23 protein-coding genes and 3 pseudogenes are annotated in these 23781 nt (G+C 62.3%); 13 read left to right on the top strand and 13 right to left on the bottom strand.

Going from position 1 to position 23781, the window contains the following annotated elements; all coding sequences use genetic code 11:
• Nucleotides 1-16 precede the first annotated feature (16 nt).
• Entirely contained in the window at nucleotides 17-559 is a 543-nt protein-coding gene (locus O7A61_RS03075; RefSeq protein ID WP_337128339.1) for a hypothetical protein, read from the top strand.
• Nucleotides 560-584: 25 nt separating this feature from the next.
• A complete protein-coding gene (locus tag O7A61_RS03070; RefSeq protein WP_337128291.1) occupies nucleotides 585-1004 on the top strand; it encodes an MAPEG family protein in 420 nt (139 codons plus the stop codon).
• 52 nt (nucleotides 1005-1056) lie between these two features.
• On the opposite strand, the gene rnd is transcribed toward O7A61_RS03070, so the two are convergent.
• The 3 genes and pseudogenes from rnd to O7A61_RS03055 form a co-directional block, all read right to left on the bottom strand.
• Nucleotides 1057-2208, bottom strand: a complete 1152-nt coding sequence (rnd, locus tag O7A61_RS03065) for a ribonuclease D (protein WP_337128290.1) — start codon at nucleotides 2206-2208, stop codon at nucleotides 1057-1059.
• A gap of 75 nt (nucleotides 2209-2283) precedes the next feature.
• Nucleotides 2284-2556: pseudogene (locus O7A61_RS03060) on the bottom strand (MFS transporter); the annotation flags it as partial.
• Between the two features lie 14 nt (nucleotides 2557-2570).
• The gene (locus O7A61_RS03055) at nucleotides 2571-2945 is read right to left on the bottom strand and encodes an avidin/streptavidin family protein (RefSeq protein ID WP_337128289.1); all 375 of its coding nucleotides are present in this window, start codon (nucleotides 2943-2945) and stop codon (nucleotides 2571-2573) included.
• A gap of 222 nt (nucleotides 2946-3167) precedes the next feature.
• Here O7A61_RS03055 and aspS point away from each other — a divergent pair, with 222 nt between their 5' ends.
• Nucleotides 3168-4958 carry an aspartate--tRNA ligase gene (gene aspS / locus O7A61_RS03050; RefSeq protein ID WP_337128338.1) on the top strand — a complete coding sequence of 597 codons (1791 nt, stop codon included), beginning with the start codon at nucleotides 3168-3170 and terminating at the stop codon, nucleotides 4956-4958.
• 110 nt (nucleotides 4959-5068) lie between these two features.
• Here aspS and O7A61_RS03045 read toward each other — a convergent pair whose 3' ends face one another.
• Nucleotides 5069-6259: a hypothetical protein gene (locus O7A61_RS03045; protein ID WP_140507228.1), complete on the bottom strand. Its 1191-nt coding sequence runs from the start codon at nucleotides 6257-6259 to the stop codon at nucleotides 5069-5071.
• Between the two features lie 331 nt (nucleotides 6260-6590).
• Here O7A61_RS03045 and parC point away from each other — a divergent pair, with 331 nt between their 5' ends.
• Together parC and O7A61_RS03035 are read left to right on the top strand one after the other, a co-directional pair.
• Nucleotides 6591-8843: a DNA topoisomerase IV subunit A gene (gene parC / locus O7A61_RS03040; RefSeq protein ID WP_337128288.1), complete on the top strand. Its 2253-nt coding sequence runs from the start codon at nucleotides 6591-6593 to the stop codon at nucleotides 8841-8843.
• A 250-nt stretch (nucleotides 8844-9093) separates the two neighbouring features.
• The gene (locus tag O7A61_RS03035) at nucleotides 9094-10311 is read left to right on the top strand and encodes an AI-2E family transporter (protein WP_337128287.1); all 1218 of its coding nucleotides are present in this window, start codon (nucleotides 9094-9096) and stop codon (nucleotides 10309-10311) included.
• Nucleotides 10312-10326: 15 nt separating this feature from the next.
• On the opposite strand, the gene O7A61_RS03030 is transcribed toward O7A61_RS03035, so the two are convergent.
• From O7A61_RS03030 to O7A61_RS03020, 3 genes are all read right to left on the bottom strand, one after another.
• Nucleotides 10327-11217 carry a DMT family transporter gene (locus O7A61_RS03030; protein ID WP_337128286.1) on the bottom strand — a complete coding sequence of 297 codons (891 nt, stop codon included), beginning with the start codon at nucleotides 11215-11217 and terminating at the stop codon, nucleotides 10327-10329.
• A 133-nt stretch (nucleotides 11218-11350) separates the two neighbouring features.
• Nucleotides 11351-12109: an arginyltransferase gene (locus O7A61_RS03025; protein ID WP_015318275.1), complete on the bottom strand. Its 759-nt coding sequence runs from the start codon at nucleotides 12107-12109 to the stop codon at nucleotides 11351-11353.
• 139 nt (nucleotides 12110-12248) lie between these two features.
• Nucleotides 12249-12719, bottom strand: coding sequence for an RDD family protein (locus O7A61_RS03020; RefSeq protein ID WP_140506561.1), 471 nt, complete (start codon nucleotides 12717-12719; stop codon nucleotides 12249-12251).
• Between the two features lie 202 nt (nucleotides 12720-12921).
• On the opposite strand from O7A61_RS03020, the pseudogene sthA reads away from it, so the two are divergent.
• Nucleotides 12922-14298: pseudogene (gene sthA, locus O7A61_RS03015) on the top strand (Si-specific NAD(P)(+) transhydrogenase); the annotation flags it as partial.
• Between the two features lie 86 nt (nucleotides 14299-14384).
• On the opposite strand, the gene O7A61_RS03010 reads toward sthA, so the two are convergent.
• Nucleotides 14385-15047, bottom strand: coding sequence for an alpha/beta hydrolase (locus O7A61_RS03010; RefSeq protein ID WP_337107521.1), 663 nt, complete (start codon nucleotides 15045-15047; stop codon nucleotides 14385-14387).
• A gap of 201 nt (nucleotides 15048-15248) precedes the next feature.
• On the opposite strand from O7A61_RS03010, the gene O7A61_RS03005 reads away from it, so the two are divergent.
• Nucleotides 15249-16490: an OpgC family protein gene (locus tag O7A61_RS03005; RefSeq protein WP_337128285.1), complete on the top strand. Its 1242-nt coding sequence runs from the start codon at nucleotides 15249-15251 to the stop codon at nucleotides 16488-16490.
• Between the two features lie 18 nt (nucleotides 16491-16508).
• Here the strand turns inward: O7A61_RS03005 and O7A61_RS03000 are convergent, their stop codons facing one another.
• The gene (locus tag O7A61_RS03000; RefSeq protein ID WP_337128284.1) at nucleotides 16509-17585 is read right to left on the bottom strand and encodes a LacI family DNA-binding transcriptional regulator; all 1077 of its coding nucleotides are present in this window, start codon (nucleotides 17583-17585) and stop codon (nucleotides 16509-16511) included.
• A gap of 166 nt (nucleotides 17586-17751) precedes the next feature.
• Here O7A61_RS03000 and O7A61_RS02995 point away from each other — a divergent pair, with 166 nt between their 5' ends.
• Nucleotides 17752-17895, top strand: a complete 144-nt coding sequence (locus O7A61_RS02995; protein ID WP_337128283.1) for a hypothetical protein — start codon at nucleotides 17752-17754, stop codon at nucleotides 17893-17895.
• A gap of 56 nt (nucleotides 17896-17951) precedes the next feature.
• Nucleotides 17952-18101 carry a hypothetical protein gene (locus O7A61_RS02990; protein WP_337128282.1) on the top strand — a complete coding sequence of 50 codons (150 nt, stop codon included), beginning with the start codon at nucleotides 17952-17954 and terminating at the stop codon, nucleotides 18099-18101.
• 15 nt (nucleotides 18102-18116) lie between these two features.
• Here the strand turns inward: O7A61_RS02990 and O7A61_RS02985 are convergent, their stop codons facing one another.
• Together O7A61_RS02985 and O7A61_RS02980 are read right to left on the bottom strand one after the other, a co-directional pair.
• Nucleotides 18117-18482, bottom strand: coding sequence for a DUF423 domain-containing protein (locus tag O7A61_RS02985; protein ID WP_337128281.1), 366 nt, complete (start codon nucleotides 18480-18482; stop codon nucleotides 18117-18119).
• Nucleotides 18483-18518: 36 nt separating this feature from the next.
• Nucleotides 18519-19778 carry a multidrug efflux MFS transporter gene (locus tag O7A61_RS02980; RefSeq protein ID WP_337128280.1) on the bottom strand — a complete coding sequence of 420 codons (1260 nt, stop codon included), beginning with the start codon at nucleotides 19776-19778 and terminating at the stop codon, nucleotides 18519-18521.
• Nucleotides 19779-19894: 116 nt separating this feature from the next.
• Here O7A61_RS02980 and O7A61_RS02975 point away from each other — a divergent pair, with 116 nt between their 5' ends.
• Both O7A61_RS02975 and O7A61_RS02970 read left to right on the top strand, forming a co-directional pair.
• The gene (locus O7A61_RS02975) at nucleotides 19895-20560 is read left to right on the top strand and encodes a GntR family transcriptional regulator (RefSeq protein ID WP_337128279.1); all 666 of its coding nucleotides are present in this window, start codon (nucleotides 19895-19897) and stop codon (nucleotides 20558-20560) included.
• On the top strand, nucleotides 20541-20924 hold the full coding sequence (locus tag O7A61_RS02970; RefSeq protein WP_246684179.1) for a DUF982 domain-containing protein: 384 nt from the start codon (nucleotides 20541-20543) through the stop codon (nucleotides 20922-20924). Before O7A61_RS02975 ends, O7A61_RS02970 begins: the two co-directional genes overlap by 20 nt.
• A gap of 60 nt (nucleotides 20925-20984) precedes the next feature.
• Here the strand turns inward: O7A61_RS02970 and O7A61_RS02965 are convergent, their stop codons facing one another.
• Entirely contained in the window at nucleotides 20985-21131 is a 147-nt protein-coding gene (locus tag O7A61_RS02965) for a hypothetical protein (protein WP_337128278.1), read from the bottom strand.
• 198 nt (nucleotides 21132-21329) lie between these two features.
• On the opposite strand from O7A61_RS02965, the gene O7A61_RS02960 reads away from it, so the two are divergent.
• Nucleotides 21330-22301 carry a glycosyl transferase family 90 gene (locus O7A61_RS02960; protein ID WP_027146690.1) on the top strand — a complete coding sequence of 324 codons (972 nt, stop codon included), beginning with the start codon at nucleotides 21330-21332 and terminating at the stop codon, nucleotides 22299-22301.
• Between the two features lie 250 nt (nucleotides 22302-22551).
• The gene (locus O7A61_RS02955; protein ID WP_337128277.1) at nucleotides 22552-23523 is read left to right on the top strand and encodes a glycosyl transferase family 90; all 972 of its coding nucleotides are present in this window, start codon (nucleotides 22552-22554) and stop codon (nucleotides 23521-23523) included.
• Nucleotides 23524-23550: 27 nt separating this feature from the next.
• Here the strand turns inward: O7A61_RS02955 and O7A61_RS02950 are convergent.
• Nucleotides 23551-23781, bottom strand: a pseudogene (locus O7A61_RS02950) (aldo/keto reductase); the annotation flags it as partial.

The raw sequence follows: 23781 nt of genomic DNA, 5'->3' as shown, positions 1-23781 counted from the left end.
GCGCAACTTGACCGCCATGGTGCTGCGCCTGTCGCGCCATGTCGGGGCGCTCTGCTTTCTCTCGGCGGCGGTTTTCATCGCCATGACGGGCATGGAGTTCTTCTATTTCCGCCAGTTGAGCGGGGGCTTGGCCTCGCTCGACATGCGCTATTTCGGATTCACGCCCGACGAAGGCATGGCCTGGCTGACGGCGCTTGGCCGGCGCGGCAGCGAGATCATCCTGGTCTGGCATTACCTGACCTTCGATCTTTTGTTTCCGGCGCTGTTGTCGCTGACGCTGGTCAGCCTGACCCTTGCAACTGGCCGCTGCCTGAAGAATTTCCGCGTGTTGCCGGCTCAGATGCAGGCGATCTTCGCGCTGGTCCTGGTGCTGCCCTACACGCTCGCCGACTACGCCCAGAACATCGCCGTGGCGCGGCTTCTATCCGATTTCCTCTACGCCAACCCGGATTCGCTGTCTTTCGCCTCGGCGCTGATCGTCACCAAATTCGCGTTTCTCGCCGTCCCGGTCATCGTCATTGCCGCTTTCTGGCTGGCCGGCCAAAGACGTCAGAATTGAAGCCGAACAGGGCAGGGGCGACTGCATGAACCAGACCGCGATCTTCTGGCCGGTGCTCGCCCACGTGCTGCTGATCTATACCGTCTATTGCGTACTGGGCCGGCGCCGATATGTTGCCGTCAAGTCGGGCGAGGCGAAGGCGAGCCAGTACAAGGCCCGCTCGACAGAACCGGCCTCCTGCGCGACCGTTGCCGGCAATCTCAGCAATCAGTTCGAACTGCCGGTGCTTTTCTATGTGCTGTGCCTGGCACTGCACGTCACCAATGGCGTCAACTATCTGACACTGGCGCTGATGTGGGCTTTCGTGGTGACCCGCTACTTCCACGCCTGGGTTCACCTGACCAGCAACGATCTGCGCTGGCGCAGCCGCTCTTTCTTCCTTGGAGCAGTCATTGTCCTGTTGGGCTGGATCTGGCTCGCTCTTCACCTGCTCGGGGTGATTTGAGCAGAATTGGCGTCAGCTCTCTTCTCCCGCGACGGAAGAAGAGAGACTGAACCTACAGGTCGAACACTGCTATTTTTCGATTGTCGAACTTGATGCCGATCTCGCCGCGCACAAGTTTCAGCGCCTGTTCGCCGAACACGGCGCGCCGCCAGCCTTGCAGCGCCGGCACATCGGCATCCTCGCCTTCGGCGGCGATGCGATCGATATCGTCGCTGGAGGCGAGCACCTTCGAGGCGACGCCCTGTTTTTCGGCGATGATCCTGAGCAGCACTTTCAAGAGCTCCGCGGCCGCATTCGAGCCCTCGGGCGGCTGGAAGCTTTTCGGCAGTTTCGGCATCTGCTCCTTGGGCAGGGCGAGCGCGGTGTTGACCGCGCCGAGCAGTGCCGTCGCCGTCGAGGAGCGTTCCCAGCCCTTGGGCGTGGTGCGCAGCTTGGCAAGGGCTGCCGCATCGCGCGGCCCTTGCTGCGCGATCTCGTAGATCGCGTCGTCCTTGAGCACGCGGCCGCGCGGCACGTCGCGCTCGCGCGCCTCGCGTTCGCGCCATGCCGCCACGGTCTGCACGATCGCCAGCTCCTGCGGTTTGCGAAGCCGCATCTTCAGCCGCTTCCAGGCATCCTCGGGATGCGGATCGTAGGTCTCGCGCGAGGTCAGGACATCCATCTCCTCATTCAGCCAGTGGGCGCGGTTTTCCCGCGCCAGCTCGGCGTTGAGGTGCTGATAGACCTTGATCAAATGGGTAACGTCGGCCAGCGCGTAGTCGAGCTGCTTGTCGGACAGCGGGCGGTGGCGCCAGTCGGTGAAGCGCGACGACTTGTCGAGCCGGGCGCCGGTTATGCGCTGCACGAGCTGATCATAGGAAACGCTGTCGCCGAAGCCGCAGACCATCGCCGCCACCTGTGTGTCGAACACCGGGTGCGGAACGAGATCGCCGAGATGGACGATGATTTCGATGTCTTGCCGGGCGGCGTGGAAGACTTTGACCACCGCCTCGTTGGCCATCAACCTGAAGAAGGGAGCGAGGTCGATATCAGGTGAAAGCGGATCTATCAGCGCCGTCACGCCGGGCGCGGCCATCTGGATCAGGCACAGGATGGGCCAGAAGGTCGTTTCGCGGATGAATTCGGTGTCGACAGTGACGAAATCCGACTTTTCGAAAGCGGCGAGAACGGTCTCGAGTTCTTTCTGGGTGGTGATGACGTGCATCAAATCGCTTTTGGCAGGAGTAGGGTCTTCCTAGATTTCAGCCGGGAAGGCTTTCGTCAAGCTGTGGCGCCACCGTCACGGCCCTTCCGGACTGTCTGGATCACTATTTCTCCTCGCCAGCCGCGCAAAAATGGTCGAGGTGCGCAACAGCGCGGTGAAGCGGCTGCGCTTGCCGGCCGGCACGCCGGAGAGGATGACGGCGGTGAAGACCGCGTAGACCGCGGCGCTGAAGACAAACAGCGCGTTTGGCCCGAAATACTGCATCGCTGTCGAGGCCGCGAACGGGCCGCCAATGGCGTTGAAGGAATAGAACAGCATCAGGGCCGCGTTGATCAGCACGAACTCGCCGGCGGTCGGAGTATTCAATCGACGCGCTCAAAAGTGTCTAGGCTGGTCCCGAAGGCGCGCCATGTTCCAACCTGGGTCAGCTTTGCGGGCTCACCCTCGGCATCGGCTGAAAGTGCCAGTCCAGCCACTGTGTGCCACAACATCTCGATCTTGCCGTCCCGAAAAATGCCGGTGTAGCTGACCGCCGCCGGGCCCGTTTTTCCTGACGCCGCGGAAGTAAAGCCAATCACATCTCCATGAGCGGCCCCGTGGAGAGGCACTTCCATCCCGGAAAAGCTGCTGTCGGGCAATGCTGTCTTGAAGACACCGCGGATCAAACCATCGCTATCTTCTTCGATAACTACAACCGAACCGTATTGATTGCGCCAAGTGCCCTTCCAGGAAAACATGTTTGCCTCCTCTCACTCCATCATGCGCCAACGCGAGAGGCGGTTTACGGTTCCGCCACATGACCGGCTATGGATTGAAACCCGAAGTTCCAAACCGAGAGACTGCCGCTCCATCCGTTTGCCTTGACAAACCATGCCTCTCATGCGCTTTTCGCGCAAATTTTGGGCCGGGCTGCGATGCTTTGGCCCGCAACCCACAATCCCGGACTTTTATCCATGACCATGCACCGTTACCGCAGCCATACCTGTGCCCAGTTGCGAAAGAGCGACGTCGGCAATTCCGTTCGCCTGTCGGGCTGGGTGCATCGCGTGCGCGACCATGGCGGCCTGCTGTTCATCGATCTGCGCGACCATTACGGCCTGACCCAGATCGTCGCCGATCCGGATTCGCCTGCCTTCAAGGTCGCCGAGACCTTGCGCGGCGAATGGGTGATCCGCGTCGACGGCGAAGTCAAGGCACGCCTGCCGGAAACCACGAACGCCAACCTGCCGACCGGTGAGATCGAGATTTTCGCCCGCGAGATCGAGGTGCTGTCGGCGGCCAAGGAATTGCCGCTGCCGGTATTCGGCGAACCGGACTACCCCGAGGACATCAGGCTGAAATACCGCTTCCTCGACCTGCGCCGTGAGATGCTGCACAAGAACATCGTGGCGCGCACGAAAATCATCGCCGAGATGCGCAAGCGCATGGGCGAGGTCGGCTTCACCGAATTCTCGACGCCGATCCTTACCGCCTCGTCGCCGGAAGGCGCGCGCGATTTCCTGGTGCCGTCGCGCATCCATCCTGGCACCTTCTACGCGCTGCCGCAGGCTCCGCAGCAGTACAAGCAGCTTATCATGGTGTCCGGCTTCGACCGTTATTTCCAGATCGCGCCGTGCTTCCGCGACGAAGACCCGCGCGCCGACCGTCTGCCTGGCGAATTCTACCAACTCGACCTCGAAATGAGTTTCGTCGAGCAGGACGATGTGCTGTCGACCATGGAACCGGTGATGCGCGGCGTCTTCGAGACCTTCGCCAACGGCAAGCCGGTGACGCAGAAATTCCAGCGCATCCCTTACGATGTCGCCATGCGCAAATACGGTTCCGACAAGCCGGACCTGCGCAACCCGATCGAGATGCAGGCCGTCTCCGACCATTTTCGCGAGTCCGGCTTCAAGGTGTTCGCCAACATCCTGGCCAACGACCCGAAGGCCGAGGTGTGGGGCATTCCGGCAAAAACCGGCGGCAGCCGCGCCTTTTGCGATCGCATGAACAGCTGGGCGCAAGGCGAGGGACAGCCGGGGCTGGGCTACATCTTCTGGCGCAAGGAGGGCGACAAGCTCGAAGGCGCCGGCCCGCTCGCCAAGAACATTGGCGAGGAGCGCACCGAGGCGATCCGCCTTCAGCTTGGCCTTGCCGATGGTGATGCCGCGTTCTTCGTCGCCGGCGACCCGAAGAAGTTCGTCTCCTTTGCGGGCGCCGCGCGCACGCGCGCCGGCGAGGAGCTGAACCTTGTCGACCGCGAGCGCTTCGAACTGTGCTGGATCGTCGACTTCCCGTTCTTCGAATGGAACGAGGAGGAGAAGAAGATCGACTTCGCCCACAATCCGTTCTCGATGCCGCAGGGCGGCATCGATGCGCTGAACGGCGAGGACCTGCTCGGCATCAAGGCCTTCCAGTACGACATGGTCTGCAACGGTTTCGAGATCGCCAGCGGCGGCATCCGCAACCATTTGCCCGAAACCATGGTCAAGGCATTCGAGACGGTCGGGCTGGACCGCGCCACGGTCGAGGAGCGCTTTGGCGGCCTCTATCGCGCCTTCCAGTATGGCGCGCCGCCGCATGGCGGCATGGCCGCCGGTGTCGACCGCGTCGTCATGCTTCTGGTCGGCGCCAAGAACCTGCGCGAAATCACCATGTTCCCGATGAACCAGCAGGCCTATGATTTGTTGATGAACGCGCCCTCGGAAGCGAGCCCGCAGCAGCTTCGCGATTTGGCGTTGCGCGTCGCGCCGACCAAGAAGGACGCCTGACCGGAAGCTTCGGGCTTTACTTCAGGAACTTGCTCGAACCGGTTCTTCCGATTCGCCAACAAAAAAACCGGCAGCGATGCCGGTTTTTTCGTGTCCTGAGGCCGTTTCGCTCAGTCCTCGTTCGCCTTGACGCTGACGCCGAGCGTCTTCGGCAGGTCCAGCGGGTTCGACATGGCGCCCGCCATGATCAGCGCGAACGGCACCGATGCCGGCGGCTCGGCCGAGATTTCGAGGCTCTTCGGATCGTCGAGATATTTGCTGACCGCGGCGGTCACCTGAGCCGTGAGTTCCGGATTGTTGAGTTGCGCCATGCCGAACGGCACGATCGCCTTGGCCTGGTTGGCGATGTCCTTGGCCGACATGCCCTGCTGCTTGCCGACATAGTCCAGCACCTTGCCGGTCAGCGAATCGTCGTCGAAGCGGATCGAGGCGCTGTTGAACGAAAGCTGTTGCAACAGGCCGAGCATAGCCATGCCTTGCGCCGAATTGTCGGCGCCTTCCGGCTGTGCGGCCATCTTCTTCTGCATTTCCTGCAGCGACTTGATGAAGTCGACCGTGTAGCCGCCGAGGTCGAAGGTCATGCCGAGCGTGCCGGCATTCTCGACGGAGATGTCGTATTTCGACAGTTCCATCTTGCCGTCAGATGGCTGCCAGGTGCCGGCCATTTCGAGATTGCCCGAGATGTTCTGGTAGCCGAGCGCGCTGATGACCTCCTTGGATTTGGGATCGTCGACCAGCGAGAGATCGGCCGTGAACTTCTCCGTATTGGCGGTGAATTCCATCGCCTTGCCGTCGGCGGGCGGCGTGATCTCGATGGCAAGGCCGTCCATCGAGAATGCGGTCTTGTCGGCGACCTTGACCGTCATGTTCGACAGTTCAGCGGATTTATACATCATCAGCGAGCCAAGCGGGCTGGTGGAGCCGTCGGCCGGCACCGTCATGTCGTGGATGATGAAGGGGCTGAGATCGAGGGTGACGCCGTCTTTGCTGTGTTCGAAGGCCGAGGTCGACACGGTGCCGATATCATAGCCGCCATTGGCTTCGGTGATGTTCTCGAGCTTGACGTCGCCGATCGTCAGCGCTTCCTTTTCCGCGGCCGGTTTCACCGACACGCCCTGCAGCACCATGCTGGTGTTGTCGCCGGTCACGCCGGTCCAGGAGATGTCGACGCCCTGTGCGGAGAGCGCAGCCTTCAGCCGGTCCGCGACCGCGGCGTCTTGGGCAAGGGCAGCATTCAGCGGCAGTGTGAGCAAGAAGGTCGAAAGAGCGAATTTCCGGAGAGTTGAGCGGTTGATTGTCATCGCAAGGTCCCTGAGAGTGTCCTGAAATTATTTTTCAATTCTTTGCGCCATCACCATTCCGTGACGAACTGGACGGGAAAAAGGCGTGTCCCGGCACAATGGTCGAAAATCGCGGTGAAAGGCAAACCCGATCCGAACGCTATTGGACAATGCGGTGAATTTGGCATGAAGGTCGGGCCGCCTGCGTGCTTCGCAATAGATGCGGCATGTAACAGACTGATGTTGGCCGGCAAGCTCGATCTTGCGGTCTCCTGTTGCAGAAAAGTGCGCAAATCGACCGGTCCGGTGCGCGCCCCTTGCCGCGAATCACCCGCTCGGCTAGTCCCAGCCCATGGGAAAAAGGCTTTTGCCGCCTGACAATGGCGGCGGCGATCATATTGAACCGGTCGATCTGAAGAAGGCGCTGGAAGAGCGTTATCTCGCCTATGCGCTGTCGACCATCATGCACCGGGCGCTGCCCGACGTTCGCGACGGACTGAAGCCGGTCCATCGCCGTACCATGCACGCCATGCGACTGCTGCGCCTCAATCCCGACCAGGGTTTTGCCAAATGCGCCCGTATCGTCGGCGAGGTGATGGGCAAGTTCCACCCGCATGGCGACCAGTCGATCTATGATGCGCTGGTACGGCTGGCGCAGGATTTTTCGATGCGCTACCCCTTGGTCGACGGCCAGGGCAATTTCGGCAACATCGACGGCGATAACGCCGCCGCCATGCGCTACACCGAAGCGCGCATGACCGACGTGGCGACCGAATTGCTTGCCGGCATCACCGAGGATGCCGTCGACTATCGGCCGACCTACAATGAAGAGGACGAGGAGCCGGTCGTGCTCCCCGGCGCCTTCCCGAATCTGCTGGCCAACGGCTCGTCCGGCATCGCGGTCGGCATGGCGACGTCGATCCCGCCGCACAACGCGGCCGAACTTTGCGACGCCGCACTGCATCTGATCGAGCATCGCGACGCGCCCGTGGCGAAGCTGATGGATTTCGTCCAGGGCCCGGATTTCCCGACCGGCGGCATCATCGTCGACAGCCGCGCCTCCATACTCGAAGCCTATGAGACCGGCCGCGGCGGCTTTCGCGTGCGGTCGAAATGGAACCAGGAGGACCAGGGCAGGGGCACCTGGAGCATCGTCGTCACCGAAATCCCCTATGGCGTGCAGAAGGCGCGGCTGATCGAGAAGATCGCCGAGCTGTTGATGGCCCGCAAGCTGCCGCTGCTCGAGGATATCAGGGACGAAAGTGCCGAGGACATCCGCGTCGTCCTGGTGCCCAAGAGCCGTTCCGTCGACCCCGGCATCCTGATGGAATCACTGTTCAAGCTCACCGAGCTCGAGAGCCGTTTCCCGCTCAACATGAATGTGCTGTCGCGCGGCAAGGTGCCCAACGTGCTGTCGTTGAAAGGCGTGCTGCAGGAATGGCTGGATCACCGCCGCGACGTCCTCATCCGTCGCTCGAAACATCGCCTTGGCGAGATCGAGAGGCGGCTGGAAATCCTCGCCGGCTACCTGATCGCCTATCTCAACATTGACGAGGTGATCAGGATCATCCGCGAGGAGGATGAGCCAAAGCAGGTCATGATGGCCCGCTGGTCGCTCACCGACATCCAAGCCGAAGCGATCCTCAACATGCGGCTGCGCGCGTTGCGTAAGCTGGAGGAATTCGAGATCCGCAAGGAATTCGATGGCCTGACCGCAGAGAAGAAGCAGATCGAGGCGCTGCTGGCGTCCGATGCAAAGCAGTGGTCGACGATCAAGTGGGAAGTCACTCAGGTCCGCGACAAGTTCGGCCCGGAGACCGAGATCGGCAAGCGCCGTACCCAGTTCGCCGATGCGCCCGAGCACGACCTGACCGACATTGCGCATGCCATGATCGAGCGCGAGCCGGTCACCGTCGTGGTTTCGGAAAAAGGCTGGCTGCGGGCAATGAAGGGCCATCTGGCCGATCTTTCGACGCTGACCTTCAAGGAGGGCGACAGTCTCAAGCTCGCCTTCCATGCCCAGACGACAGACAAGGTGCTGGTCTTCACCACCGGCGGCAAATTCTACACGATCGGCGCCGACCGGCTGCCCGGCGGCCGCGGCCATGGCGAGCCGATCCGCATCATCGTCGACATGGACAATGACCAGGACATCGTCACCGCCTTCGTCCACGATCCCAAGCGCAAGCTGCTGCTCGCCTCTTTCGAGGCCAACGGCTTCATCGTTGCGGAGGAAGAGGTGGTCGCCAACACCCGCAAGGGCAAACAGGTGATGAACGTCAAGGCCCCGGACGAAGCCAAGCGCTGCGTGCCGGTCACTGGCGATCATCTGGCCATCGTCGGCGAGAACCGCAAGATGCTGGTGTTCGCGCTCTCGGAAATTCCGGAGATGGGTCGCGGTAAGGGCGTGCGGCTGCAGAAATACAAGGACGGCGGCCTTCTCGACCTCAAGCCGTTCACGCTGGAGACCGGTCTTTCCTGGCAGGATTCGGCCGACCGCACCTTCACGCGGTCGCGCGAAGAACTGGCCGAGTGGATCGGCGCGAGGGCATCGGCAGGGCGTATGGTGCCGAAGGGTTTCCCAAGGACTGGCAAGTTCGGGTAACGGGGCGCTTCTTCCTTCTCCCCTTGTGGGAGAAGGTGGATCGGCGCGTAGCGCCGAGACGGTTGAGGGGTGTTCCAGGGAACACCAACGCCTCGCTCCGCTGGAACACCCCTCATCCGTCGCCTTCGGCGACACCTTCTGCCACAGGGGGAGAAGGGAACACAGCTTCACCATCACCATTTGGACTATCGTCACGATTGCTGCACTATATCAGTGCATAACTGACCGGACGGGTCGGGGAGAAGGGCATTTGAAGGAAGCAAAGATCCAGAAACCGGAACGGCAGCAGCGCCTCTTCGGGCTGTCCACACCGCTCCGGTCGGCCGTCATACCGCCGCTGTCGGCGGCGCGCTGGCTGCTGGTGCTGATCGTTGCCGCTGGTGTCTATTTCTTCCATGGTTTCCTGTTCCCGGTGCTGGCCGCGCTCGTCATCGCTTTCGCCAGCTGGCCGCTCTATCGTCGCCTGCTGGTCGGCGTCGGCGGCAACCGCACCATCGCCGCCACCTTTGCCATCTTGTTCATCCTCGCCTTCCTGGTGATACCGATCGCGCTTGCCGGCACCTATGCTATCAACGAGGTGCGCGAATGGGTCGGCTGGGCGATAGAGACCAATCGGCACGGTGCGGTGACGCCGCACTGGATCGCCACCCTGCCTGTGATGGGTGAGTGGCTGAACGAGCAGTGGACGACCAATCTCGGCCATCCCGGCGGCATCGGCGAACTGATCCAGCTGGTCAGCGGTGCCAATATCGGCAGCATCTACCGCGGCGCGCTCGCCGCCGGCGGCAGCGCTTTCAGCCTCTTTCTGACGCTGCTGTTCATGATGATCGCCTTGTTTTTCGCCTATCGCGATGGCGAGAATTTCGCCGGCCAGATCGACCGCCTCGGCGAGCGCATCCTGCCGACCCGCTGGGAGCGGATCTCGCGCGTCGTGCCGGCGACCATCTCCTCGACCGTGACCGGCATGACCGTGATTGCCATCGGCGAGGGTCTGGTGCTGGGCGTCGCCTACTGGCTGGCCGGTGTGCCGTCGCCTGTGACGCTGGGCGCGCTGACAGGCGTGATGGCGCTCATCCCCGGCGGTGCGCCGCTGTCTTTTACCTTGGTGTCGATTTACCTCGCCGCCAGCGGCTCGCCGATGGCCGGCCTAGCGCTGTTCATATGGGGAACGGTCGAGCTGTTCATCGTCGACAAGACATTGCGCCCCAAGCTCGTGGGCGGACCGATAAAACTGCCCTTCCTGCCAACCTTTTTCGGCTTGATCGGCGGCGTCAAGACGATGGGTTTTCTCGGCCTGTTCATCGGCCCGGTGCTGATGGCGCTGCTGGTCGCGATCTGGCGCGAGTGGCTGCGTGAGGTGGAACTGGCAGACCAGACGGCGGACGGCTCTGCCGCCGAGATCGAGGCGGGTCCGCAGATCGACGTCCTGCCCGAACCAAGCGCCGCGAAGAAGGCGAGCGCCGGATAGGGATTTCGGACAAATCTAGGCCGGATGGTGCACCGCAAGGTCGCCCCGGCGCCTCCGCCCATCATGCAGCTGCCAGAGCGAATGGGCGACCAGTGTGACGATCAGGATGCCGCCGCCGATCAGGCTGTTGCGCGTCGGTGTCTCGGCGAAGATCATCCACACCCAGATCGGCGCCAGCACCGTTTCGAGCAGGTAGAACATCGCCACTTCCGGTCCCGAAATGTATTTCGGCCCTGCGGCGAGGCAGAAGAACGAGATCGGCATGATGACGGCGCCGTTGAAGATGATCCACCATGGCGCGTTCACGTGGAAGCCTGTCACCATGAAGGCGGCCAGTCCAAGCGGCAGAAGGACGCCTATGAGCGAGGTGAATCCCATATCCTTGCCGCTGGCGCGCGAGATGGTGATGGCGACCGCGATGAAGAAAGCCGAGCAGAGCGCCATGAAGTCACCGAACAGCTTGCCGGTGCCGACCGAACCGCCGACGATGACCAGCACGCCGAGGATCATGACCAGCATCGCCACGATCGTCACCGCCCGCGGTCTTTCCTTCAGGAATATCCAGGACAGCAGTGCGGCGAACACGGTGTTGAAGGCCAGGATAAACACCAGATCGGCGGTCGAAGTATGAAAGACCGCGGTAACGAAGGTGATCGAGGTCAGCCCATAGCATATCGCCACGATCAGCCCGGACCAGCCGGGGATGAGCGGCGGCACATTCCGGCTCAGCGCGCGCCAGACCGACCAGATGATCATCGCGGCGATGAAAGTAGTTCCGGTCCGCAGCAAAAGGATCGTCCACGCGCCGCCATCCGCAAGGGGGATCAACGGTATGTCGACAGTCAGTATCAGTCCGCCGATGGCGGTTATCAGAAGGCCCTTCTGGTGGTCATGGTGAGAGGACATGCAGGAACTTTCGCAATTGAATTGCAGGCGGTGGCCGATCGGCGCAATCGCGCACTCTCTCCATCCGAGCGGCTGAAAGACCAGCATCCCCTGCCTTGAAACAGTTAAGCGTGGATCGTGGGAAAACTCAGCGTCAGACCGCTTCGTTGGTATAGCGCTCCCAGCCTTTTGGGCCGAGATGCTCCTGCGGCATGAAGCGCATCTTATAATTCATCTTGCGCGAACCATTGACCCAGTAGCCAAGGTAGACATGGGGCAGTCCCATCGCCTTGGCACGGGCGATGTGGTCGAGGATCATGAACGTGCCGAGCGATCGGCTTTCGAAATCGGGATTGAAATAGGAATAGACCATCGACAGGCCGTCGGCCATCTTGTCGGTGAGTGCCACGGCGATGAGTTCACCTTGACCCTTGCCGGTGATGAAGGTATCGGGTCCGCGCCGCCGGTATTCGATTACCTTGGTGTCGACATGCGTATCCTCGACCATCATGGCGTAGTCGAGCACCGTCATGTCGGACATGCCGCCGCGGCGATGGCGGGCATCGAGATAGCCGCGGAACAGCGAATATTGTTCGGTCGACGGCTCGGCATTGTGCATGGCGCCGACGAGGTCGGAATTGTGCTGCAGCACGCGCTTCATGTTGCGGCTGGCGGTAAATTCCTGGGCCAGGATACGCACGGATACACAGGCGCGGCAGGTCTCGCAGGCTGGCCTGTAGGCGATGTTCTGCGAGCGCCGGAAGCCGCCTTGCGTGAGCAGGTCGTTCATCTCCGAGGCCTTGTCGCCGACCAGATGCGTGAACACCTTGCGCTCGAACTGGCCGTCGAGGTAGGGGCACGGCGACGGCGCGGTCAGGAAAAACTGCGGCGACTGGGTCGGGTGCTGCGTCATCGAGCCTTGGAAACACTCCTTCGAATCGCTCTACCTTTGGCTCCGGCGGCGAAAAATTCAATAGGGTAGTGAAGGTGCGGTTGACTGAACACCTTCACATTTGCGCTCAAGGGGCTGCGGTTTCTCTTGAGGGTCGGTTTTAGCGGCCAGTGCGGCTGACGACCGTGCCGAGCAAAAGATCGTGCAGCGTGCGCTTGCGGTCGGAGAACAGGGTCACCAGCAGGACCAGCGGCGACAGGATGACATTGCCGGCCCAGAACAGCACGGAATGGACGACCGCCGTGAGGCCGTCGATCGGCCTGCCGTCGAGACGGTCGAGGCGGATGCCCATCATCTTCATGCCCGTAGTAGCCTGGTCGGCGCTGCCAAGTGTGTTCCAGATGTAGAGGATGGCGACTGCCGGCACCAGGACGCCAAACAGCATCCAGCCAAGACCGAGGGTCAAAAGCCCGAGGAAGAACACCAGGATGGCGAACGGAATGGTAAGCAGGGCGACGATGATATAGTCGAGCACGAAGGCCAGGATGCGCCTTGTGCGCACGCCTTCATAAGCCCTGACATCGTCAAGCCGGGTGTCGATGATTTCGCCGTCGAGAACGCGAGCGTCCATGTCATTTCCTCGTAACAGGGGCCTGCTTAGCCTGCGCCCACCTCATCAGAAATGGTGAAGGCTGATGGTGGAATCAAGATCGGGCCGTTTCGCCGCGCACCGGGCAGGGTAGAATGGGCTGACGGTCTGAACCGGTTGAATTTGCAGCGTGGATGGCGTTAGCTTGCTGCGGCGCAACAAGACGCCGAGGGGACGGGGTAATATGGACTATGACATGCTGGTCATCGGCAGCGGCCCCTCGGGCCGCCGCGCGGCGGTGCAATCGGCCAAACTCGGCAAATCGGTGCTGGTGGTCGACCGGGGCCGGCGTCTTGGCGGCGTCTCTGTGCACACCGGCACCATCCCCTCGAAAACGCTGCGCGAAACTGTGCTCAATCTCTCGGGCTGGCGCGAGCGCGGCTTCTATGGACGCGGCTATCGGGTCAAGCAGGATATCGCGGTCGGCGACCTGATCGAGCGCCTGCACAAGACGCTCGACCACGAGGTCGAGGTGCTGCAACACCAGTTCATGCGAAACACGGTCAAAAGTGCGCGCGCGGCGGTGAAATTTCTCGGCCCCAACAAGGTCAGTCTGACATCGGACAATGGCGATTACAGCGAAGTCGGCTTTGCCAACGCGCTGATTGCCGTCGGTACCAGGCCGCATCGGCCGCGCGACGTGCCCTTCGACAAGACCCGTGTCTTCGACAGCGACGAGATGCTTGAACTCGACCGGCTGCCGCGCACGCTGACGGTGATCGGTGCCGGCGTCATCGGCGTCGAATACGCCACGATCTTTTCCGCGCTCGACGTACCGGTGACGCTGGTCGAGCCGCGCAACTCCATCCTCGATTTCGTCGACCGGGAGATCGTCGACGATTTCATCCACCAGATGCGCGACCGCGGCATGACGATAAGGCTGGGCAGCGCGGTCAAGGAAATCCGCTCCAAGCCGGAAGCCGCCGAGGTGGAACTGGCCGATGGCCGAACCATCCGCTCCGAGGTCGTGCTGTACGCCGCCGGCCGCACCGGCAATATCGGCAGCCTCGGCCTCGACGTGGTCGGCATCGAAGCCGACTCCAGGGGCCGTATCAAGGTCGATCCGCAGACCTTCCAGACCAGCGTGGCCAATATCTACGCCGCAGGCGACGTCATCGGCTTTCCGAGCCTCGCCTCCACCTCGATGGAGCAGGGCAGGGTGGCCGCCTGCCATGCCTTTGGCGTGACCCTGCCTGCGCCGCCGGAGACCTTTCCGTACGGCATCTATGCGGTGCCGGAGATATCTACGGTCGGCCAGTCCGAGGAACAGGTACGTCAAAGCGGCGGCGCCTATGAGGTTGGTGTCGCGCGCTTCCGCGAGACGTCGCGCGGCCATATCATGGGCGTCGACACCGGCTTCCTGAAGCTGTTGTTCTCGATCGAGACGCGACGCCTGCTCGGCGCGCACATCGTCGGCGAGGGCGCCACCGAACTCATTCACATCGGCCAGGCGGTGATCAACCTCGGCGGCACGGTCGACTTCTTCGTCAACAATACCTTCAACTACCCAACGCTGGCCGAGGCCTACAAAATCGCCGGCCTCGATGCCTGGAACAGAATGGCGGGTAGGGCGCGACGGCTATTCAGCGGTCGCTGGCTCGATCACGCTGCGCACCTGCGAAGGGAGCGGTCCGAAAGACAGTCAGCCTACCTGCGCAGCACCGCCGATCCCGCCAGCCAGTGCCTGATAATTGCTGCGTCGGGGTCACCGATTTCGTGGCCCGATGGAACAATCCGGGCGTCGATCTCCGTGCCGTGCCGGCTGAGCAGCGTCACCAGCGCCGGCGCGAAAGGCCCGTAGGTCTCGTCGGCGGCTCCGGCAATGATCAGCGTTCGTGTCTCCGCAAGGTCCGTCGCCGGGGCCTTGTCGAGCACAGGCATTGGCCTCAGCAGCGCCGCGTTCCGGACGATGCCGGGATGGAGCAGCATGAGGCTTGAAATTAGATTGGCGCCGTTCGAATAGCCAAGGAATGTCGCGTGACCGAGATCAAGCCCATGGCGCGCGGCGGCTTCGGTTGCGAATGCCGCGAACGCGGCGGTTTCGACACGGATGCTTTCCTGGTCGAAGCGCGTCGGCGTGATTCGCTCGAACCAGCGAAAACCGTCCTCCTGGGGGATACGGCCACGCACCGCGACCAGTGCGGCATCTGGTGCCATGCGTCTCGCCAGCGCCACCATGCTTGTCTCGTCGACACCCGATCCATGCAGCAGGAACAGGCATTCACGGCCGCCTCCGCCGGCGCCGAGGAGACGATAGGGAAAGGCCAGGTCCAGCATCGGCGGACCATTTTCGACACTGGCGCCAATCATATCGCATCCCGTTGATTATATGAGGTTTCGCTCAATTTGCCGGCTTCAAAACGCAATATTTTCATGCTCCGCGAAAGTTGATTGAACCAGGCGCATTCCAGCCCGTTTCTGCGCCGATATACTCCCTGCGGGAGGAATCGAAGCGGTGCGTCGGGGGTCGCATTGCTGGACATGAACAACCAGCTTTGAGGCCTTTTGTCGATGACCACCCCTGTTTCGCCAGATCGCGATTCGCGTATCCCAGATCGCGATTTGCGTATCCCAAATCGCGATTCGCGTATCTTGGAACGCGACACGCGTATTGATGTACTGCGCGCGCTGGCCCTGCTCACGATCTTCATCGACCATGTGCCGGGCACGGCTTTCGAGGCCCTGACCTACAAGAATTTCGGTTTTTCTGATGCGGCCGAAGCGTTCGTGCTGATTTCCGGCATCTCGGTCGCGCTCGCCTACGGCACGAAATTCCGGCCGGGAGGCCGGCTTCTGGCGACCTTGAAGATGTGGCGGCGGGCGGGCTTGCTCTACATCGCCCATATCGTCACGACAATGGTGGTGATGGCCCTGTTCTGCGCCGTGTCGGTGTTTGCCAAGCGGCCGGAACTGCTGAAGCTCATCAATATCGAGCCGCTGATGAAGGACACGCCGCAAGTGCTGGTCGGCATCGTCACGCTTGGCCACCAGCTCGGCTACAACAACATCCTGCCGGTCTATGCCGCGCTGCTTTTGATGGCGCCGGCCTTCGTGCTGTTTGTCAGCTACAGGCCCGTCGCGGCCCTTCTCCTGTCCGGCATGCTGTGGCTCGTTGCCGGAATCTGGCAGATCGCACCGCCCAATTATCCCGAGCCCGGTTTCTGGTTCCTCAATCCGCTGTCCTGGCAGTTCCTGTTCAACATCGGCCTTGCCGCCATGCTGCATGTCAGGCGCGGCGGTATCATTCCGGTCAACCGCTGGATGATCGGCGCGGCCGCCGCCTATGTGCTGGCGGCGCTGGTGTGGGTGCATAGCCCGCTCTGGGGACATATAACGTGGTTCAACCTGCCGGTGGTGATCGGCGGCTTCGACAAGACCTTCCTGTCGCTGCCGCGGCTGTTGCACATCCTGGCGGTCAGCTATCTCGTCGTCGCCCTGCCGGCGCTGTCCGGCCTGTTGCGCACCAGCCCCGACCATCCGCTGGCGATACTGGGCAAACGATCGCTGCCGGTCTTCATCGCCGGCACGGTGATCGCCATGGTCGCGCAGGTGATGAAGGTGATCAATCCGGGCGGGTTCGTCTATGACGGCCTGCTGATATCGGCCGGCATTGCCATGCAGTTCGCGCTCGCCTTCTATCTCGAATGGCTGTCGGCCATCGGCGGTTCGGGCAAGGCCCACACGGCCCAAAAGGATCCCGCGCCGGTTCGTGCGCCTTTGGGCCTCTCTGCCATGGCAAGAGCCAATCGGTAGTCGGTTCGGGCGTGCGGTTCAACCGCGGGGCGGACCCGACGAGCCCCGCACGATCAGTTCGACCGGCAGCTGCTGCCGGCTGACCGGCGCGTCGCTCTCCAGGATCGCCCTGACGGCAAGGCGGCCCATCTCGGCAATCGGCTGGGCGATCGTGGTCAATGGCGGCTCGGACACCGCTGCTTCCGGAACACCGTCGAACCCGACGACGGAAACATCGTCAGGCACGTTGAGCCCGCGTGCGCTCAGCCATTCGAGCGCCACCAGGGCTATTCTGTCCGACATGGCCAGGATGGCGGTGGGCGGTGCGTCGGAGGCGAAGATGGTTTCGAGCCCTGCCTTCGTGCTCGCCACGTCGTTGGCGGTCTCGTAGACGGGTACTTTGGATGTATCGACGCCAACCCGCGAAAGCTCCCGGAGATAGCCGGTGAGGCGGTCGCGCGTCCCTGCATAGGTTGCCTGCCGGACCTGTTCGGCCGAAACAAGGCCTGTCCTGTCGTCGGCGAAGGGCAGGGCCAGAACGGCGAAGCGGCGATGTCCGAGATCGGTGAGATGGCGGGCCGCCATGCCGGCGCCGGCGATGTTGTCGACACCGATCGCGGCGACCGACCCGTCCTCGGAATCGAGGTCGAGCGCGACGAAGGGAAGCTTGCGCTCGCGTGCCAACTCCACCAGGCGCGAGCCGCCTTCGATGCAGAAGACGATGAAGCCGTCGACCAGGGCGCTCTGGATGTTCCAGGCAAGCTGCTCGTTGTTGGCGGCCGAGACCAGGGAAATGCCGGCTCCCGTCGCATCGCAAGCCTGCGAGATGCCTGCCATCATAACGCGCGCAAACGGATCGTCGAAGAAATAGGAGAGGGGCTCGGCGGTGGCAACGCCGATGGCGTTGACCTTGCCGGCCCGCAGCAGCCTCCCCTTTGGATCGGGTCCGCCATAACCCATTGCCTCGGCTGCCGCGCGAACCCGGTCGCGAACTTCCTCGCGCACGATCTCGGGGCGGCTGAATACATTGGACGCGGTGCCGTGCGAAACACCGGCGGCCTTTGCGATATCGGCCAGTCGGACGGGTCGTCGATTGCCTGCGGTGAGTGACGCCATTTGCGCGTGCCTCCTGACATGCATTTAGCACGTTCCTGGGCTGCATCTAGCATTTCCGTTGGATCGATTCAAATTTAGCTTGACCGGCGATGGCTGGAGTCATATGCTTGAATCGATCCAAGTTGGCAGGCTTGGCCTGCTTGTTTAACCGAAGGGGAGGAGCGCCGTGCATCCCGTCAACTATCTGTTCGACGACATTTATCGCAACGACTGGAATATCAGGACAACCGCCAACGAAGTCAGGCGCCGTGGTGAAGCCGGTCCATGGGTTCGCGACCTTCGCTTCCTCGTGGCCCGCAAGCGGGGCTGATCAACATTTTTTCGCACCCGTGAATTGGATCGATTCAAAGACAAGGAGGATGAGTCATGCACCCCATCAAACATCTGTTCGAGGACATCTATCGCAACTACTGGGGCATCGCGCCGGCCACGGAGCGACCGGAGGCGCGGCGCCGGACAAAACCCGCCGCGCGCAATCGCGAACTTTGGGTCCGCCCGGAACGCCGCCGGGATTGACCTGGAGCAATCCTTTTAGGGTCGTGGACGCGCTACGGCCGAAATCGCTATCGCAAGCCAGCCTGCAATGAGCAGGGTGCCGCCGATCGGCGCCGACATCGGAAACAGTCTTGAGCCCCAGAAATCGCGGGCGAGAAGATCACCCGCGAAGAGCAGCAGCCCGGCGAGCAGAACGAGGCTTGCGATGCGCAGCCAGCGGTTTGCTCCGATAAGGCCAATGGCGAGAAAGACCGGCGCATGCATCAGGAGGAATGACGCGGCCGGGCCGGTGAAGGCGCCGCCGCGATGCGCGGCAGCTGCCGAAAGCGCCACTCCCGCCGCGCCGACGAGACCGCCGGCAAGCACGAGGAGCCGGCTGCCGTTTGGATTGGCGAGGTTCATGGTCGGCGTGCTCCTTCTTTTGCAGGTCAGGCAAGCTCAGGGCTTGCCCGCTTCCAGCGCCATATGCCGCGTCCGCCGCGACTGGACGATCCAGTTGTAGGCGGCACCGAGCGCCATCAGCACCGACGTACCGAGAAACACCGCCGGCATTCCGAAATGGCCCCCGACGAAACCGCCGGCCAGTGGCCCCGCGACCTGCCCGACATACTGTGCCGAGATCGCAAGGCCAAGCACGTTGCCGCCGACGCCGTCGGGGATGTTGTGCCTGATGACACTGGTGATGCAGGGCAGGAGGCCGCCCAGCGCCAGGCCCATCAGGAAACGCAGGCCGATAAGCTGCCAGCTGTTGGTGACAAAAGCCTGCGGGATGAGCAACAGCGCCGAGACAGCCAGCGCTCCCACGACAACGTTCCAGTGCCCGATCCGGTCTGCGAGCTTGCCGAGCCAGGACGCCGACAAGATGGTGCCGAGGGCGGCCGCCGACATTACCACGCCGGCGACGAGCGTCACCCGGTTCTGGTCCTCGATGAGCTGCTGCACATAGACGGTGATGATCGGCTCGATCGACATCGTGGCGAAGGCGAGCAGCATGCCGGTGGTCAGCATGGCCACGACCGGGCGCTTGTCCGGGATCTGCGACCAGCCGCTTTTCGGTTTTGTCGCCGACGTGGCTTTGGCAGCCCTCGGGCTCGGGCGCGGACTCTCCTTGATGAGGAAGGTCGTCGCCAGGAAGGCGAGGAAGATCACCCCGCCCGACAAGAGGAAGGTGGCGCGAATCCCGATCACCGGCGGCAGCACGCCGCCGAGCAGCGGGCCGACCAGCGAGCCCGCCGTGATGCCCGCCGACAGGACGCCAAGCGCCCAGCCGGAGCGCTCCTTCGGCGTCTGCATGGCCACCAATATGGTTGAACCCGAGGAATAGCCGCCGGCGAAGCCGATCAGCAGGCGCAGCAGCACCAACTGCCAGACCGTCTCGACCATGCCCGTCAGCGACATGCAGATCGCCATGCCGAAGGAGGCGCGCACCAGCATCACCTTGCGGCCGTAGCGGTCGCCCAGGCGTCCCCACAACGGCGCGACCATCGCCGCGGCGAAGAAGGTGGCGCCATAGGCGATGCCGGACCATTGTACGGTGGCGGCATGACCCTGTGCGCCGAGCTGTTCGACGTAGAGCGGCAAAAAGGGCAAGAGCAGGGTCATGGCGATGAGCGTGCTGAACGACCCCGCGAAACAGACGGCGAGATTGCGCCGCCAATGGATGTTGTAGCCGCTTTGCCGCGTGTCTTCCTGCGTCATGTCCTGCCTGCCCCGGTATCAGTGCTTGTTGCGGATACCATTTTGGGATACCAACCTGGGATCCGTCATGAACTTCAAGCCGGTCGCTGTCAATGCGGCTTCGGAAAGGGTGCGCGATGTCGCAGATGCGGAATGTCGAACGGCAGCTTCGCGAGATGATCCTGGCGCTCGAGATCGGGCCGGGAGAGCGGCTGACCGAACGCTGGATCGAAGGCCGTTTCGGCGCCTCGCGCACGCCGGTCAGGGCGGCACTTCTGCGGCTGGAGACCGAGGGGCTGGTCGGCAGGGACGGGCGCGGCTGGACGGTCTCGCCAATCAACCTGGCCGAGCTCGAGCAGATTGCGGTCTATCGCGAGGCGGTCGAGGTCGCGGCGCTGCGGCTGACATGCGGGCAAGCGGACAAGAGCGCCATCGATGTCATCGAGGCGATGCTCGATTCCTGCGACGAAAACACCCCGCGCGAGGAATGGCATCGTGTCGGCATGGATTTTCACATCGAACTGGCGCGGCTCTCCGGCAACGAATTCCTGTTCCGGGCGGTTCGTGACGCCATGACGCGCCTGTCGCGCGCCCGCTGGCTGGAAGTGCGTGACGAAACGGCCCTTGGCCGTGCCTGGCTCGAGCATCGCGCCATCCTAGCCGCTACACGCCTTACTCAGGCCGATGAAGCCGCGCGGCTCCTGTCGGCCCACATCGTCGGCAGCCGCGACCGGCTGGTGACGTCGCTTGCCAACGACCGACGTGGCCTTCGCGCGAGGGGATTTGCCGTCGTCGCCGCTTAGTACGGCCTATGCGCGGCAGCCCGCTCGCCGGAAAACAGGCGGCATCCGACGCGAAGCGCACTTTCAGCCTCGCTTCATGCAAGCCGATGGCGTAAGAGCGGCGATGGAAAACAATCGCTTTGAAACACCCGTGACCGTCAAATCCGTCACGGCGGGAAGCACTCAGCTCTTGCGTTCGGCAAGGGAGGCTTCCGATTACCTCCTCAACAGTTGGCCGGGCAAGCGCAGCGCCAAGCATCGTGCGGCGCTGCAGGCCTGCCACGACGCACTCGCCGGCGACAAGCCGGCGATGAATGCCCGACGCGCTTTCATCGCCGCGGCGCGGGAGGTGGATGTTTTCATCAGCGACAAGGCGCCAGCCTGACATAGGCTGATACCGACAATTCGGATTGAGGCACGGCCCGCATTCGCGGGCCGCATGCCGTTATTCCTCGGTTTCGTTCTCCGTCTCGGTGTCAGGCTTCGAACGCTCGCGCGCCGCAACCTTGGCCGCCAGTTTTTCAGCCTTCTTGGCCGCCTTCTGGCGGTCGCGCTCCTTGCGTTCCTGATCGTAGTTTGGTGCTCGCGCCATATCGGCTCCTTTGGTCACTGCCTTGCGGCCCTGGACCTGCCTAGGAGCATTAGCCGTCAAACACAACAGCCGAAGCGACAATGCGTGGACGCTGGTGTCGAAGAGATGCGGGGCTTGCCAGATGGGCGCCACAATGATGTAGGAAACCCGGGGCGCCAATGAATTGAGAGCTGCCTGTTTGTTTTGATCAAGTGACCGATGGCCACAATTTCGCGGACCGCAGCAAAAGTTTTTTATTATGCGCGAAACGTCGCGCGCGACGTGGCTCCGCAAGCGCTGTTTCGCGCCAGGCTGGCCAGCCGTCTCGAAAGGGCCAGGCTTTCCGGTGGGGCGGCGCGCCAGCGGTTGAATTACTACAACAAACTGCAGGAAGGTTTCGCGCCAAGCGCCAATGCCAAGCGCATCAGCAAGCTGCCCTTCACGCCGACCATGTATTATTATGACCTGAAGGAATTCGCCCGCTACTTCGATCCGGATTTGCTCATCGATCTCGAATACGGCGACGTCAGGCGTGTGCCGAAGGTGCCGACGATCGTCAAGGATCGGCCGATCCGTGACGACGACAAGAATGCGATCATCATGAAGCTGGACAAGTTTCGCCACTTCCAGATGCCGGCTGACGCCATCTCGTTCGCCGACAAGCTGCCGGCCGTGGTCTGGCGCGGCGATCTCAACAATCCGATCAGGACAAGATTCCTGAAAGCCGTGCGCGACCTGCCGTTCTGTGATGTCGGCTCGCACAAGCCGAACGCGCCGGCGGAATACGCCAAGCCTTTTCTCAGCATCAGCCAGCACCAGCGCTATCGCTACATCGTCTCGCTCGAGGGCAATGATGTGGCGACCAACCTCAAATGGATCATGAACTCGAAGTCGCTTTGCCTGATGCCGCCGCCAACCTACGAGACATGGTTTGCCGAGCGACAGCTCGAAGCCAATGTCCACTATGTGCCGCTAGAGGCAGACTTCTCCAATCTTGCCGAAAACGTCGCCTATTTCGAGCGGCACCCGGCCAAGGCAGAGCGCATCATCGCCGCCGCGAACGCCTATTGCCGGACATTCGACGACGAGCGGACCGAACAGGCGATCTCCCTGCTGGTGCTCTACAAATACTTCGTGCTCTCTGGCCAGATCAAACCTGATGCCGAGGTGTGGCGCTACATAACGGGCTAATGCATGTCGCCCGGAAGGGTCCTCGGTTCCAGGATAACGCCATAAAATCAGAAGCTTACGGAAGGTTGGGCGAATCCTATTCGCCGCGACATGCTGTAGTTGCTGCGGCATCCCCGGCGCGTCTCGTCGAGGCCGGCCATCACGTGTTCGGGCACTGCCGGAATGCGTGCCCTAACGATGCGCAATCACGCCGCGGGAACCATCCCGGCTGTTGTCTGTTTAGTGGCGCTTGTTTTAGACTAGGAGAACGATGGCCACCATACAACGGACGACGGCAAGGGTCTTCTACTACGCGCGAAACGTCATGCGCGATATCGCACCCCAGGCGATCTTCCGACGACGGTTGGCGGGCCGCCTGGAACAGGCCAGGCTCTCGGATGAAGCCGTGCGCCGACGGCTTCATCACTACAACAAGCTGCAGAACGCTTTTACGCCAAGCCCGGATGCCGTGCGCATCGACAAGATGCCGTTTGAACCGAGCATGTATTATTACGACCTGAAGGAATTTGCCCGCTATTTCGATCCGTCATTGCTCATCGACCTGAAGTTCGGCGACGTCAAAGGCGTGCCCAAGCTGCCGACGCTCGTCAAGGATCGGCCGATCAGCGTCGACAACGGCAACGCTGTCGTTATGAAGTTCAACAAGTTTCGCCACTTCCACATGCCCGTCGACACCGTCGCCTTCGCCGATAAACGCCCGGTCGTGGTCTGGCGCGGCGACCTCAACAATCCGATCAGGACACGGTTCCTGGATGTCGCGCGCGGCTTGCCGTTCTGCGACGTCGGTTCGCACAAGCGCAGTGCTCCGGCTGAGTACAGCAAGCCTTTCCTCCGCATCAGCCAGCATCTGCGCTATCGCTACATCGTCTCGTTGGAGGGCAATGACGTGGCGACCAACCTCAAATGGATCATGAATTCCAACTCGCTCTGTCTGATGCCGCCGCCGACCTACGAAACATGGTTTGGCGAGAGCCAGCTCGAGGCCGGTGTCCACTATGCGCCGCTCGACCCGGACTTCTCCGATCTTCGTGAAAAAGTAGATTATTTCGAGCAGCATCCGGCCGCGGCGGAGCGCATCATCGCCGCGGCCAATGCCTATTGCCGCAAATTTTCCAATGAACGGGACGAGCAGGCGATCTCCCTCCTCGTCCTCTACAAATATTTCGTGCTCAGCGGCCAGATCGAACCCGATCCCGAGCTCTGGCGGTTCATCGGGACCTAGCTCTTGTGCTCGGCCCGACGCCGCTGATCAGATGTCGCTGCGGTCGAGAACCATGTCGGCGGGGCCGAAGCGATCCTTCGCCGTCAGTTGCTGGTGCCAGTAGGGGTAGAGCAGAGGCGGTCGGCTGACGGCGTCGAGGCGCTGGCGTTCCTCGGTGCCGAGCTCCAGGGCGGCGGCCGCGAGATTGTCCTTCAGCTGGACGTCGTTGCGGGCGCCGATCACCAGCGACGAGACGGCAGCGCGGCCGAGCAGCCAGGC

Origin of the sequence: Mesorhizobium sp. Cs1321R2N1 (genome assembly GCF_037179725.1) — a bacterium.
Taxonomy (GTDB): domain Bacteria; phylum Pseudomonadota; class Alphaproteobacteria; order Rhizobiales; family Rhizobiaceae; genus Mesorhizobium; species Mesorhizobium salmacidum.
Note: the sequence above shows the minus strand (reverse complement) of the source record. Positions and strands in the feature narration are given on the sequence as shown.